Source organism: Mesorhizobium sp. B2-8-5, from assembly GCF_006440675.2.
In the GTDB taxonomy this organism is placed as follows: Bacteria; Pseudomonadota; Alphaproteobacteria; order Rhizobiales; family Rhizobiaceae; genus Mesorhizobium.
This window is the reverse complement of record NZ_CP083951.1, coordinates 5,718,699-5,731,218: the sequence shown is the minus strand read 5'-3', so window position 1 is coordinate 5,731,218 and position 12,520 is coordinate 5,718,699. Positions and strand designations below refer to the sequence as shown.

The 12,520-nt window shown below is 64.3% G+C and carries 15 protein-coding genes; 10 read left to right on the top strand and 5 right to left on the bottom strand.

Features of this window, described 5'->3' with window-relative positions:
- Positions 1–25: 25 nt before the first annotated feature.
- From FJ430_RS28370 to FJ430_RS28355, 4 genes are read right to left on the bottom strand one after another with little or no spacing between them, the layout of a single operon-like run.
- Positions 26–883 (bottom strand): S49 family peptidase, encoded by an 858-nt coding sequence (locus FJ430_RS28370; RefSeq protein ID WP_140659461.1) that lies wholly within the window; start codon positions 881–883, stop codon positions 26–28.
- The gene (locus tag FJ430_RS28365) at positions 880–1,116 is read right to left on the bottom strand and encodes a hypothetical protein (RefSeq protein ID WP_140659460.1); all 237 of its coding nucleotides are present in this window, start codon (positions 1,114–1,116) and stop codon (positions 880–882) included. Before FJ430_RS28365 ends, FJ430_RS28370 begins: the two co-directional genes overlap by 4 nt.
- Before the next feature lie 3 nt (positions 1,117–1,119).
- Entirely contained in the window at positions 1,120–1,917 is a 798-nt protein-coding gene (locus FJ430_RS28360) for a tRNA1(Val) (adenine(37)-N6)-methyltransferase (RefSeq protein WP_181175342.1), read from the bottom strand.
- Positions 1,917–2,141 (bottom strand): DUF2007 domain-containing protein, encoded by a 225-nt coding sequence (locus FJ430_RS28355; RefSeq protein WP_027164594.1) that lies wholly within the window; start codon positions 2,139–2,141, stop codon positions 1,917–1,919. Before FJ430_RS28355 ends, FJ430_RS28360 begins: the two co-directional genes overlap by 1 nt.
- A gap of 178 nt (positions 2,142–2,319) precedes the next feature.
- Between FJ430_RS28355 and FJ430_RS28350 the strand changes: the two genes are divergently transcribed.
- From FJ430_RS28350 to FJ430_RS28320, 7 genes are all read left to right on the top strand, one after another.
- Positions 2,320–3,333, top strand: coding sequence for a polyprenyl synthetase family protein (locus FJ430_RS28350; protein ID WP_140705218.1), 1,014 nt, complete (start codon positions 2,320–2,322; stop codon positions 3,331–3,333).
- Positions 3,334–3,440: 107 nt separating this feature from the next.
- Positions 3,441–4,106, top strand: coding sequence for a GntR family transcriptional regulator (locus FJ430_RS28345; protein WP_140705220.1), 666 nt, complete (start codon positions 3,441–3,443; stop codon positions 4,104–4,106).
- 195 nt (positions 4,107–4,301) lie between these two features.
- On the top strand, positions 4,302–4,910 hold the full coding sequence (locus FJ430_RS28340) for a biotin transporter BioY (RefSeq protein ID WP_140705222.1): 609 nt from the start codon (positions 4,302–4,304) through the stop codon (positions 4,908–4,910).
- Positions 4,907–5,323: a DUF1284 domain-containing protein gene (locus FJ430_RS28335; protein ID WP_140705224.1), complete on the top strand. Its 417-nt coding sequence runs from the start codon at positions 4,907–4,909 to the stop codon at positions 5,321–5,323. The genes FJ430_RS28340 and FJ430_RS28335 overlap by 4 nt, the downstream gene beginning before the upstream one ends.
- A 43-nt stretch (positions 5,324–5,366) precedes the next feature.
- Positions 5,367–5,519: a hypothetical protein gene (locus FJ430_RS28330; RefSeq protein WP_181175343.1), complete on the top strand. Its 153-nt coding sequence runs from the start codon at positions 5,367–5,369 to the stop codon at positions 5,517–5,519.
- Positions 5,520–5,630: 111 nt separating this feature from the next.
- Complete coding sequence (locus FJ430_RS28325; protein WP_140705226.1) at positions 5,631–7,406, top strand: tetratricopeptide repeat protein; 1,776 nt, start codon at positions 5,631–5,633, stop codon at positions 7,404–7,406.
- Between the two features lie 418 nt (positions 7,407–7,824).
- Positions 7,825–8,748, top strand: coding sequence for a glycine--tRNA ligase subunit alpha (locus tag FJ430_RS28320; RefSeq protein ID WP_176480037.1), 924 nt, complete (start codon positions 7,825–7,827; stop codon positions 8,746–8,748).
- On the opposite strand, the gene FJ430_RS28315 is transcribed toward FJ430_RS28320, so the two are convergent.
- Complete coding sequence (locus FJ430_RS28315) at positions 8,745–8,927, bottom strand: hypothetical protein (RefSeq protein WP_140645047.1); 183 nt, start codon at positions 8,925–8,927, stop codon at positions 8,745–8,747. The two genes, FJ430_RS28320 and FJ430_RS28315, sit on opposite strands and share 4 nt — an antisense overlap.
- A 308-nt stretch (positions 8,928–9,235) precedes the next feature.
- On the opposite strand from FJ430_RS28315, the gene FJ430_RS28310 reads away from it, so the two are divergent.
- The 3 genes from FJ430_RS28310 (at position 9,236) to FJ430_RS28300 (ending at position 12,432) form a co-directional block, all read left to right on the top strand.
- Positions 9,236–9,583, top strand: coding sequence for a DUF559 domain-containing protein (locus FJ430_RS28310; RefSeq protein WP_246677400.1), 348 nt, complete (start codon positions 9,236–9,238; stop codon positions 9,581–9,583).
- Positions 9,584–9,652: 69 nt separating this feature from the next.
- Positions 9,653–11,806: a glycine--tRNA ligase subunit beta gene (gene glyS, locus FJ430_RS28305; protein WP_140705228.1), complete on the top strand. Its 2,154-nt coding sequence runs from the start codon at positions 9,653–9,655 to the stop codon at positions 11,804–11,806.
- Between the two features lie 266 nt (positions 11,807–12,072).
- The gene (locus FJ430_RS28300; protein ID WP_181175345.1) at positions 12,073–12,432 is read left to right on the top strand and encodes an ATPase; all 360 of its coding nucleotides are present in this window, start codon (positions 12,073–12,075) and stop codon (positions 12,430–12,432) included.
- The last annotated feature ends 88 nt before the right edge of the window (positions 12,433–12,520 follow it).

Below are 12,520 nucleotides of genomic sequence, written 5' to 3'. Positions count from 1 at the left end.
CATGCTAGCCGCATTCATGGCTTTTTCAAAGCCCGAAGCGCGCCCATAGCGCGCGCTCTTCCGCCGCATCGAGGACGCCGCTGGCGGCGGCCGCCGCGATATCCGGCGCCGAAACACGCGAGCCAAACAGGCCAAATCGGCCGAAAAGCCCGCGCGGCGCGGTGATCAGCTTGAGCTGCGTCTTGTCGCCGAAACGCGTCCTGAGCACACCGCGCATATCGCCCAGCGCATCGACAAGGCCGAGCTCGAGGCCTCGCTTGGCGGTCCAGAACAGGCCGGTGAACAGGTCCGGGTCGTCCTTCAGCTTGCTGCCGCGCCGCTCCTTGACGAGGTCGATGAAGGTCTCGTGCACGTCGAGCTGCAGTGCCTTCAGCCGCTCGACGTCTTCCTTCTTTTCCGGTTTGAACGGATCGAGCACGGCCTTGTTCTGCCCGGCGGTGTGGACACGCCGCTCGACGCCGATCTTCTTCATCAACTCGGGGAAACCGAACGAGGCCGAGACCACGCCGATCGAGCCGACGATCGACGACGGGTCGGCGAAGATCTCGTCGCCGGCAATCGCGATCATGTAGCCGCCGGAAGCCGCCACGTCCTCGACGAAGACCAGCACCTTCTTGTCCTTTTCCACCGCCAGGTCGCGGATGCGCTTGAAGATCAGCCGCGACTGCACCGGTGAGCCGCCCGGCGAATTGATCGAGATGGCAACCGCCGGCGCATCGAAGCTGAATGCCTTTTCGATGACGCCGGCCGTCGAGGCGAGGGACAGGCTCGGCCGGAATTGGCCGCCGCCCGCCATGATGGCGCCTTGCAGCCGGATGACCGGAATGGTGACGGCTGTCGAGCGCCAGGATTTCGGCAGCAGGCGGTTGAAGAGGCGTTTCACGAAGGAATGTCTCCGGTCGATTTGCAAAGCAGCAAGATGAGATCAGGTCGGTTGGTCTGTTTCACGGGCGTCAGCTTGCTTTGGGCATGTAGGAATTCGCTGGCCAACGGCAATGCCGCATCGCCAGCCAGTGCATGTCGCGCAAAAGTGTGCAGCGGTTTTGCGAAAAAGACATGCATAAAACAAAACCTGAAGCGCGTCGCTAGAATCCATTTCAACGCGACGCGCTTCAAGGATCAATCGCCGAACAGCGATGCCAGGCCGTTATTGATCATTTCCGTCCGCTCCGCCGGCGCGTTGCCCGATGGTCCGTGCAAGGTGAGCGGCGGGCGGATCGACAGTTTTCCACGCGCGCCGAGCACCGCCCTGACGACGATGCGAATCGCCGCCGCGTCCGGCCGCGGATGCACGCACAGCATCTCGGCGTCGCCGAAGCGCCCCTCGATCGCATCGAGGATGGCGACCAATTGCTCGGGCCGGGCGATGACGGCCAGGCCGCCGCGCGGCCTGGCGACGGCGGCGGCGCTCCTGATCCAGCGCTCGAACAGCCCGTCCTCCACAACATGCGCCTCCCTGCGCAGCGCGTTGGGGGTGGCGCGATCCTCGGCGGCGTTGAACGGCGGGTTCATGATAACGAAATCGAACTGGTTGTCGGCAAGGCCGGCTTCAGCACGCGCCCGGCCGGCCAGCGTGACGTCGGCCGCCAGCACCGAAGCGCGGTCGCCGAGATGCGCATTGCCGGGATGCGAAAGCGTGGCGGCGGCGAACCCGGCCATTTCGGCCGAGCGTTCGACAAGCACTGCCTGCGCCGCCGGGCAGCGCGACAGCACGGCAAGGGCCGCCGCGCCGGCGCCCGCGCCGAAATCGGCGAGCCGGCCGGAAAAGCCGGACGGCACGGCCGCCGCCAGCATCATGGCGTCCATGCCGGCGCGATGACCGCCCCGGCTTGGCTGCACCAGCCAGAAGCGCCCGCGGTGGAAGGCATCGACCGTGTGCGCCGGCGTATCCGGGACGGGGGCGGTGTTGGCTGCCATTATTTTTTGCGGATCTCGTTCTCGATGCCGGCATCCTTGAGGATGCGGCGCGCCGCATCGACCTTCTCGGCATCGACCATCACCCGCCGCGGCAGGATGCCGAGCGAGCCGTCGAGCACGCTCATATTCTGGTCGGCGACGAAACAGGCGATGCCGGCGTCGCGCATCAGCGATTCGACAAAGGAGATCACGACGGCATCGTTGGTGCGGACAAGCTCGATCATGGAACGAAAGTCGCAGGTTGCGGCGTTCCTGTAAACGTGCGGATAGACACACCGTCGGCGAAGCCGCGCCAATTCGCCTCTTGCCGTGCCCGGTTGTGCCGCCCTAGAGTCGGAGCGGGATTAAGGGTGCCGTCGTGCGCGTTAACTCGTGCGCGTTGAAGAGACGGGAGTTGTCGTGGTGGGTGTCGTTCTCAACATCGAAGGCAAGCGGGAACCCGCTTCCATCAAGGATTTGATCGATCTGACGGCGGCCGACATGGGGCGGGTCAACGAGCTGATCCTGTCCAAGGCCGGCTCCGACGTCGAGATGATCCCGGAGATCGCCAACCACCTGATCTCGTCCGGCGGCAAGCGGCTGCGGCCCATGCTCACGCTCGCCGCCGCGCAGATGTTCGGCTATTCCGGCGAAGGCCATGTCAAGCTCGCCACGGCGGTCGAGTTCATGCACACCGCGACGCTTCTGCATGACGACGTGGTCGACGAGAGCGCGCTGCGCCGCGGCAAGAAGACGGCGCGCATGATCTGGGGCAACCAGGCGAGCGTGCTCGTCGGCGATTTCCTGCTCGGCCAGGCGTTTCGCATGATGGTCGATGTCGGTTCGCTGGAGGCGCTGGACATCCTGTCGGCCGCGGCCTCCATCATCGCCGAAGGCGAGGTCATGCAGCTCGCCGCCGCGAAAAACCTCGAGACCACCGAGGATGAGCATTTCGCCGTCATCAAGGCCAAGACAGCGGCGCTGTTTTCGGCTGCGGCGGAAGTCGGGCCGGTCATCGCCCAGGCCTCGCGCACCGATCGCGCCGCACTTCGCTCATACGGCATGAATCTCGGCCTGGCCTTCCAGCTCATCGACGACGCGCTGGATTATGGCGGCTCGAGCAAGGATCTCGGCAAGAATGTCGGCGACGATTTCCGCGAGGGCAAGGTGACGCTGCCGGTGATCCTCGCCTACCGGCGCGGCACCAAGGCCGAGCGCACCTTCTGGAAGCGCGCCATCGAGGACAATGTCGCCGACGATGCCGGGCTCGAAAAGGCGATCGGCCTGATGACCCGCCACGGCGCCATCGCCGACACGATCGGCCGCGCCCGCCATTTCGGCGAGATCGCCCGCGACGCGCTGGCGCCGCTGGAAGCGACGCCGCAGAAGTCGGCGCTGATCGACGTCATCGATTTCTGCATCAGCCGCGTCAACTGAGCCGGTCTGTCTTCTCGGGACTTGCCTGGCATCCGCCGGGCAGGGCGCCTGTGAATCGCGCGCCGGCCGTCTCGACAAAGGGCGGTCCGGCAAATTATCTATAAAATATGGCCAGCACAGAAGACACAATCGCCGTCCGCATCAGCAAGGAACTGGCGGACCGCATCATTTCGGGCGCCATCGAGCCCGGCTCGCGGCTGCGCCAGGATCATGTCGCGGAGGAATTCGGCACCAGCCATGTCCCGGTGCGCGAGGCTTTTCGCCGCCTTGAGGCGCAAGGCTTGGCGATCAGCGAGCCGCGCCGCGGCGTGCGCGTCGCTTCTTTCGATCTCGGCGAGGTCAGGGAAGTGGCCGAGATGCGGGCCGCGCTCGAAGTGCTGGCGCTGCGCCATGCCGCGCCGCATCTGACGGCGTCGATCCTCGACCTGGCCGAGGAGGCGACCAAGGCCGGCGACAAGTCCGGCGACGTGCGCTCCTGGGAAGAGGCCAATCGCACCTTCCACCGGCTGATCCTGGCGCCCTGCAACATGCCGCGCCTGCTCTCCACCATCGACGACCTGCATGCGGCGAGCGCGCGCTTCCTGTTCGCGGCCTGGCGCTCGGAATGGGAAATCCGCACCGACCAGGATCACCGCGCGATCCTGAGCGCGCTGAGACAAGGCAACACCGAATCGGCCGCAGCGACCCTCGGGCGGCACGTGCAATGGATCGGCCAAAAGCCGGTCAAGACCGCCTCCGGCAGAACGCGAGACGCCTTCGCCATCGTGGGGTAGGTTCGGTGATTGGCGATGGGCCGAGGCCGCTCAGCTTCGTCATTCCGGGGTCTGCGCGCGTCGCTTCGCTCCCTTGCTCCGCCCTGGAATGACGAGTTCGAGGGCAGGCGCTTGCCATTCGTTTCAAAATATGGATTCAATAATAGATGAAGTTCAAAAATTATCTATAATTTCACACAAGCCAAGGAAGACATCGTGACCAACGCAGCCGTTTCGGCCCAAAAACCCTCCTTCAGCCCACTGCGGCTGCACAGCCGTTCGCTCGCCTGGCAGATCGGCGCCGTCATTCTCGGTTCGCTGTTCCTGGCGCTGTCCTCCTATATCGAGGTGCCGATGGTGCCGGTGCCGGTGACCATGCAGACTTTCGCCGTCACGCTGGTCGGCGCGCTTTATGGCTGGCGCTTCGGTGCGCTCACCATTGCCGCCTGGCTGGTCGAAGGCGCGGCAGGGTTTCCGGTGCTGGCGGGCGGAGCGGCCGGGATACAACATTTCGTCGGCCCGACCGGCGGCTATCTCTTCGCCTTCCCGGTCGTCGGCGCCGTTGTCGGCTGGCTGGCCGAACGCGGCTGGAACGGCAATCGCGTCGTGCTCGCCTTCGCCGCCATGCTCATCGGCAACCTGCTTTGCCTGATTCTCGGCACCGCCTGGCTCGCCGTCATGATCGGCGCAGAGAAGGCCATCACCTTCGGCTTCCTGCCCTTCATCGTCGGCGGCTTGCTCAAGTCGGCGCTGGGCGCGGCGACGCTGAAGCTCTTTTCCACCTATCGGGCGGAACAGCGCGACCGCTCGTCCGGGACGCGATGACCGTCAGGCTGCGCGCCCATCACCTGCTCTGCCTGCTGACCTATGTCGGCAAGGGCTATTCGCCCGCCTTCACCGCCAACTACGACAAGGTGGTGAAGCGGCTAGGCGAGGGCGAGGGGGTGGTGATCGTTTCCGGTCCGGACGACATCTGCTCACCGCTGCTCGGCGAGCCGGAGCCGCATTGCCTGCGCCAAAGCGCCGCTGAGCGGGACGGGCTCGCCGCGCGCGACGTGGGGGCTTTCCTCGGCCGGCCGATCGAAGACGGCGACCGTTTCATGCTGGACGCCTCCAGTCTGGCAGGGATGCGCAAGGCTTTTTCCGCCGGCCTGACGCGCCAGGCGTGCTCCGGCTGCGAATGGTCCGGCCTGTGCGACGCGGTTGCCGCCGGCGGATTCAGCGACACGCGTCTTTAGAGCATGATCCCGAAAAGTGAGCCGCGGTTTTTCGGAAAAGATCATGCTCCAACAAAAGAACTGGATCAGGATGGCGATTCAACGCAACGTCATCCTGATCCAGGCAGCCCGATGCCGGCATATGGTCGTCCCGGGCCTCCGCGCGGGATTTTCGGTGGCGCGGCATCGTTTTTTAAGCCGGATGATTGCATTGTGATTCGCTTGGCGATTGAAGCCCGACCCCAAAAAGGCCATGCTTTGACCCGAAAAGATCGAGTCTGTGGGCGGTCCTCCAAGGGCGGGATCGCATCTGGCTGAAAGGGATACGATGCGGCAAGGACGTGCGCGCTGGCTGACGAGGCTGGCATTTTTGACCGGTGTGGCGCTTTGGGTGCTGCCGGTCCAAGCCAAGCAAGATGCCCAACCGCTCCAGATCACGTCCTTCTCGGGCGCGTATCTCGCGGCTCATATCGCTGAAAGCGACAACGACCTCGATGATGCGATCGCTTATTACAAGCAGGCGCTGGCCTTCGCGCCGGATGACAAGGATCTGCAGCAGAGCCTGATGCTGGCTCTGGTCGCGCAAGGCCGCTTCGAGGAATCGCTGGTCTACGCAGACAAGCTGAAGGAAGTGCCGGATGTCGAGCGCTTCTCGCGCCTCGCGTTGGCCATCGATTCCTTCCACAAGAAGGACTACGCCAAGGCGCAGTACTGGTTGAAGCTCTCGCTCGAATCCGATCTCGACCGGCTGCTTTCCGGCGTGATGGACGGCTGGGCCAAGGAAGGCGCCGGCAACGCGTCCGAGGCCATGGATTCCGTTGACAAGCTCAAGGGCCCGGACTGGTTCGGCCTGTTCAAATCGTTCCACCGCGCGCTGATCGCCGACGCCGCCGGCCTGAACGACAAGGCCGATGAACTCTACGCCGCCACCCTGGCCGACACCACGGCCGGCGGCTCCGCGCCCGAAACCTGGATGCGCAATGCGCAGGCCTATGCCTCCTTCCTCGTCCGCAAGGGCGACAAGTCGAAGGCGCTGGCGGTGTTGAACCAGGCCGAGGCCTTCGCGCCGGGCAAGCTCGAAATCACCACGCTGCGCGACCGCATCGCCAAGGGCGACAAGATCGAGCCGCTGGTGGCCGGCCCGGCCGACGGCGCGTCCGAAATCCTGCTCGACCTTGCCACCGCGCTCAACCGCGGCGGCGGCGAGCCTTTCGTGCGCCTCTATTTGCAATATGCGCTGGCGCTGAAGCCCGACAGCGACGCGGCCCTGGTGCAGCTTGCCGCCGTTGCCGAGCAGCTCAAGGACGGCGAAGGCGCGGTCGCGCTATACCGCCGTATTCCGGCGTCCTCGCCGCTCAAAGAGCTCTCCGACCTGCAGATCGGCCTCAACCTTGCCGATCTCGACAAGCACGACGAAGCGATTTCCCACCTCAAGGCCTATCTCGACAAGCATCCGGAGGACATGCGCGCCTATCTGGCGCTTGGCGGCGTCTATGGCTCGAAGGAAGATTTCCGCTCGGCCGCCAATCTCTACGACAAGGCCGTCGAGCAGCTGAAGACGCCGACCGCCGCCAACTGGAACATCTTCTACCAGCGCGGCATCGCTTATGAGCGGCTGAAGGAATGGCCGAAGGCGGAACCGAACTTCCGCAAGGCGCTGGAACTGCAGCCCGACCAGCCGCAGGTCATGAACTATCTCGGCTATTCCTGGGTCGACATGAACATGAACCTCAAGGATGGCCTGGCGATGATCCAGAAGGCCGTGGATCTGCGGCCCAACGACGGCTACATCGTCGATTCGCTTGGTTGGGCCTATTTCCGCATGGGTCGCTTCGACGACGCCGTGCGCGAGATGGAGCGCGCCGTCTCGCTGAAGCCCGAGGATCCGGTCCTCAACGACCATCTCGGCGACGCCTACTGGCGCGTCGGCCGCAAGCTCGAGGCCACCTATCAGTGGACCCAGGCGCGTGACCTGAAGCCGGATCCGGATGTGCTCGCCACCCTGCAACAGAAGCTGCTCAAGGGCCTGCCGCCGATCGAATCCAACACCGCGCAGGAAACCCCGAAGGTGAAGCCGGAGCCGACGCCCGCGCCGAAAGGCTAGCCCGCTCGCCAGCGTTCAAGAAAACGGGGCCCGTCGAGCCCCGTTTTCGTTTAGCTCGGCGTCTGCCGAGCTTAGGCGTTGGCAGGTGGCATGCTTTGGAGATTGGCCGAAACGGCCACTCTGTCGTCATCCACTGGCGGAGCAAGGAGCGAAGCGACGCGCGCAGACCCGAGGATCCATTCCGTGACTTCTGAGCGCTCCTGCGGTGCAGAATTCTGCTCCGCTGCATGGCGAAACCTTTGTCGTTGAACCAACGGAGCAAACAGTGGCCGCTGCTCGACAGCAATGGGCCAGCCCGCCGCAATGCTTTCCACTTGCGGGACGCGAGCCGCCGCCTTGACGCTTGCCGGCCCGGCAACTAGGGAAGCGTCATCCTGCGCTTTCCGAGGCCGCCGTGACCATCGAGATCCCCGCCCATATGCATCCCAGCCGCTCCTTCCAGGGGCTGATCCTGACCTTGCACAATTACTGGGCGGACTATGGTTGCCTCATCCTGCAGCCCTACGACATGGAAGTCGGCGCCGGCACCTTCCATCCGGCCACCACCTTGCGCGCGCTGGGTCCCTTGCGCTGGAACGCCGCTTACGTGCAACCCTCGCGCCGGCCGAAGGACGGCCGCTATGGCGAAAACCCGAACCGCCTGCAGCATTATTACCAGTATCAGGTGATCCTGAAACCCAATCCACCGAACCTGCAGGAACTCTATCTCGGCTCGCTCGAGGCGATCGGCGTCGATCCGCTGCTGCATGACATCCGCTTCGTCGAGGACGACTGGGAAAGCCCGACGCTGGGCGCCTGGGGGCTCGGCTGGGAATGCTGGTGCGACGGCATGGAAGTCTCGCAGTTCACCTATTTCCAGCAGGTCTGCGGCATCGAATGCGCGCCGGTGGCGGGCGAGTTGACTTACGGCCTGGAGCGGCTCGCCATGTATGTCCAGGGCGTCGACAATGTCTACGACCTGAACTTCAACGGCCGCGAAGGCGCCGAGAAGGTCACTTACGGCGACGTCTTCCTGCAGGCCGAGCAGGAGTATTCGCGCCACAATTTCGAATTCGCCAACACCGCGATGCTGCTGAGACACTTCGAGGACGCCGAGGCCGAGTGCAAGGCGCTGCTCGATGCCGGCACGCCCAAGCCGAGCGACAATCTGGCGATGCACCGCATGGTCTTTCCGGCCTACGACCAATGCATCAAGGCGAGCCACGTCTTCAACCTGCTCGACGCGCGCGGCGTGATCTCGGTCACTGAGCGGCAAAGCTACATCCTGCGCGTGCGCAATCTGGCCAAGGCGTGCGGCGAGGCGTTCCTGAAGACGCGGGCGGGCGGGCTGGCGGCGGCTTAAGCCGACACGGCTTTCACGGTCTCGGCGGCGGCGGCGCTCGGCAATGCGATCTGCGCCGTTGCGCCGTCGATCGTACGCATGGCCTGCCTGACCCCCGGCATCGTGATCGTGCCATGCGCCTGGGCGGCGAAGCAGGCGCTGAGCGCCAGGATCTGCAGGGTTCTCGATGCCGTCTTCATCGTCGTTCAGCCAATAGGTCTCTGCCTGAGCGTTTGTCGCTTCAGCGCAGCGTTCGGTTCATGGGAAGTTCTGCTCCAAGGACGGGTGGGCCGGCGCCAACCCGACAGTGGGTAGCAAAATTCCGCGAAATCGATCGAGGAGGCGGTCTGCTTGCGGGGTGACAGCGGCCGGCCGAGTTGCTATGCGCTCTTACCTCCCCCTTGATGGGGGAGGTCGCCGCGAAGCGGCGGGTGGGGGTGACTGGCGCTTCCCTATGCCAAAACTTGACCGTTTCAAGTTGCAGTCAGCACGAAGGCTCCGCGCCTCGATGACCGACGAAGAACGGCTGCTCTGGCGGCACCTGTGGCGCATCCCGGTCGAAGGGACACACTTCCGCCGACAGGCGTCAGTCGGCGCCTACTATCCAGATTTCATCTCGCATCGGCTGAAGCTGATTGTCGAAGTGGACGGCGCCCACCACAGCGCTGACGATCAGCTGCGCCGTGATGAAGTTCGAACACGATGGTTTGAAAGCCAGGGCTATCGCGTCGTCCGCTTCTGGAACCATGAGATAAAAAACGAACTGGATTCTGTGCTCGATACAATTTATGCGGCGGTGGAAGAACGGAAATCACACCTGCATCTGCGCGATGGTGCCGAAGGTATTGGCGGCTGAGAGGCCGCCACCCCGCCCCGGCGCTACGCGCCGACCCTCCCCATCAAGGGGAGGGTGGGGAGCTTAACTATGCCCGATCTGCTCTTGGAACTTCGCTCCGAGGAAATCCCCGCTCGCATGCAGCGCAAGGCGGCCGGCGACCTCAGGAAGATGCTGGCCGACGGTCTGGTCGAGGCGGGTCTGACCTATGAGGCGGCGCGTGAATATTGGACGCCGCGGCGCCTGACGCTCGACATAAGGGGCCTGACCGCGCGTTCGAAGGACATCCGCGAGGAGATCAAGGGGCCGTCGACCACGGCGCCCGAGCAGGCGGTGCAGGGCTTCCTGCGCAAGGCCGGCCTGTCATCGATTGCCGAGGCGCATGTCCATTCCGACCCGAAGAAGGGCGACTTCTACGTCGCCCATATCGCGAAGCCGGGCAGGGCGGCGGAAGAAATCATCGCCGAGCTGGTGCCGGGCATCATCAGGAACTTCCCCTGGCCCAAATCGATGCGCTGGGGGCCGGCCTCGGCCAAGCCCGGCTCGCTACGCTGGGTGCGCCCGCTGCAGTCGATCGTCTGCACCTTCGGCCCGGAGACCGAGGAGCCGGTGGTGGTCGATTTCGAGATCGACGGCATTCGCGCCGGCAACGTCACCTTTGGCCATCGCTTCCACGCGCCGGGCCCGATCACCGTGCGCCGCTTCGACGACTATGTGGCGAAGTTGGAGGCGGCCAAGGTGGTGCTCGACGCCGACCGGCGCAAGGAGATCATTCTGGCAGACGCCCGCAACATCGCCTTCGCCAACGGCCTCGATCTGGTCGAGGACGAGGGCCTGCTGGAAGAAGTCTCCGGCCTGGTCGAATGGCCGGTCGTGCTGATGGGCGAGTTCGAGCAGGATTTCCTCGCCATTCCGGGCGAAGTCATCCGCCTCACCATCCGCGCCAACCAGAAGTGTTTTGTCACCCGGCCGCAGGGCGCGGCCGACGATCTGTCCAACCGCTTCATTCTTGTCGCCAACATCGAGGCGAAGGATGGCGGCAAGGAGATCGCCTACGGCAACGGCAAGGTGGTGCGCGCGCGTCTGTCCGACGCGCTCTATTTCTGGAAGACCGATCAGGGCGACCTGCCGGACCTCGATCAACTCGGGGAATCGGCGGCGAAATTCGACCTGGATTTGAAGAAGCCGCTCGACCAGCGCATGGCGCGGCTCGATCATCTGAACGTGACCTTCCATGCCAAGCTCGGCACGCAAGGGGAGAGGGTCGCGCGCATCAAGCGGCTGGCTGAGGAGCTTGCCTTGGTCGTCGGCGCCGACAGCGCGCTCGTCGCCCGCGCGTCGGTGCTCGCCAAAGCCGATCTGCAGACCGAAGTGGTCGGCGAGTTTCCCGAACTGCAAGGCGCCATGGGCCGCAAATATGCGCTGCTGCAGGGCGAGCATGCATCCGTGGCCGCGGCCGCCGAGGAGCACTACAAACCGCAGGGCCCGTCCGATCGCGTGCCCACCGATCCGGTCTCGGTTGCGGTGGCGCTCGCCGATAAGCTCGACACGCTGACCGGCTTCTGGGCGATCGATGAAAAGCCCACGGGCTCGAAGGATCCGTTTGCCCTCAGAAGGGCAGCGCTTGGTGTGGTCAGGATCCTCATCGAGAACCGTATCCGGCTGGCGCTGGCGTCTGTTTTCGCCAAGGCCTTTGCAAACTTCAAAGGCGGCGCGGATCAGTCGTCCGACCTCCTCGCCTTCTTCCATGACCGCCTGAAAGTCTACCTCCGAGACCAGGGCGCCAGGCACGACCTCATCGATGCCGTCATCACGCCTGCGTCCGACGATCTGCTCCAGATCGTCCGCCGCGTCGAGGCGCTCGGCTCCTTCCTCGACAGCGAGGACGGCAGAAACCTGCTGGCCGGCACCAAGCGTGCGGCCAACATCCTGGCTGCCGAGGAGAAGAAGAAAACCGTGGTGGCCGAGACTGTTGAGCCGGCGCTGTTTCGCGAGGATGCGGAAAAGAAGTTGTTTGCGGCGGTGAATCAGGCCGAGAAGGAAGCCGGCCAAGCAATTCAAAACGAAGATTTTTCCGCCGCCATGCTGGCGCTTAGCGTGTTGCGCGAACCGGTTGATTCATTCTTTGAGGGCGTTCTCGTGAATGATGAGGACCAGGCCGTGCGCGCCAACCGGCTGGCGCTGCTTGCCCGCATCCGCGCCGCCACCGACCAGGTCGCCGACTTCTCCAAAATCGTCGGCTGACGGTTCGAAAAATCGTAGGCTCGCTACCGGTCGCATCCGCTAGGATGCGGGCAGGCTTGAACAATTCGGCGCTCGAAATTTAATGCGCCGGAGCCGGCTTACAGTCATACGGCGATGACCTCCGCATGGGAGAACTGGTCCATGTCGCCCAGAAGCGCTGAGCGGTTCTGGGGCAACGACATGCATCAACCAAAGACTTAAGGCGCGTTCCCCGAGATCGTTTCCCGCGGCGCGCCGTAAGACGTTCCCAAACACGGAGGCATGCCATGAATTCCGTTGACGATATCGACCTGATTGAAGAGACCCCGGCCGCCGCCGAGGCCATCGAATCCGCTTCCGAAAACCTCCTCGACCACGCCGCTGCCGCGGCGGTCGAATCTGCCGATCCGTCCGAGGACGATGAGGAAGATGACGAAGACGGCGAGGGGGCCACTGCCTCGGCCGACGACGAGTCGGAAGACGAGGATGAAGACGACGACGAAGACGGCGACGACGAAGACGATGACGCCGACGAAGAAGCCAAAGCCTCGGGCGACGATCAGTCCGACGACGAGGATGAAGATGGCGAGGACGATGAAGACGACGCCGACGAGTCCGACGATGACGACAAGGAAGAAGCGGCCTGAGCCGTCTCCTGTCGTGTGAAGCATGAGGGGCGGCGCGTTACGCGTCGCCCTTTTTCGTCAGGCTCGTCAATCTTCCAGGAAGATTGAC